The sequence below is a fragment of the Polaromonas sp. P3_C2 genome, from assembly GCF_056402675.1.
Genome location: NZ_JBFUGX010001047.1, coordinates 1 through 963 on the forward strand (window position 1 = coordinate 1; position 963 = coordinate 963).

Genomic DNA, 963 nt, shown 5'->3' on the forward strand with positions numbered 1-963 from the left:
ACTTTATTGCAATACCGATGAGTACTCTAAGCTGCTTCCGAGCCTTTCTATTCCACAGGCATTTTTACTAAACAAGATTTTCGGCGTTGATTCTCGGTTGAGGGATGTGCATGGGAAAGTTACCGAAGACCAGATTCTTTCCTTCGCTTGTTTCAATGGTTTAGCAGGAAACGCAGAAAGAAATCTGGAGCGCTACATTCACGCGATAGTAAGAGTAGCAAAGACGAATAAGAAAGATGGCTTGCGATACTTGGCCGAGAAGAAAAAGCAGCTTTACGCCGGAACACCGATTGCGGGTATCTTGGCTGAATCGGAGTTCGATATTACCAATGGAGAGTCGCTTCAAGACCAATTTTGGAGCATCCTGGCGAACACCGCACACGAGGCACCGGCTGAGATTGGCCCTTTGTTAATAGACCATATTCTCAAGACGATTGCTGAGTATTCGCACCTTGAACTGCCAGAAATTGGGTTAGGTGCGCGGGACAACTTGCCCTATGTCCTGATCAAAATTGTTGAAGATGCTGGTTGGGGTGGTGATTCGTCGGGTCGACGGGTGAATACACCTGAAAACATAGCCGAAATCGCGCATCGGATTCTTGGCCTTGGTCCATTTGAGCATTCAGGAATTCTCCGGCGCTTGGCTGAAATCGAACGCGGCCCTCTTGGCATGTTCGACATGCTTCTTTTTCGGCTTCAATGCTGTGCAGACAGAGGTGGTCACACTTTCAATATTTCACGAGCGCTTGCACTCTATGAGAATGCCAATGCGCCAATAGCAGGGCTGACTTCAGAGATTGCAAGACATCAGATGCGAATTGCTTCCCAGCAAGCCTTCTCTCTGTTTCGCCGAAATTACATCGATAGTGGGAAAAACTTTCTTCTTGAAGTGGACAAGTTGTCAGTAGAAAAACTAGTTGGCACCAGAAGTTCCTACCTGAACAGCAAGCTGGCCGATGGAAC

1 pseudogene is annotated in these 963 nt (G+C 47.5%); it reads left to right on the forward strand.

From position 1 onward, the window contains the following. Window positions 1–963 (forward strand): annotated as a pseudogene (locus AC1DWI_RS24460) (hypothetical protein); the annotation flags it as partial.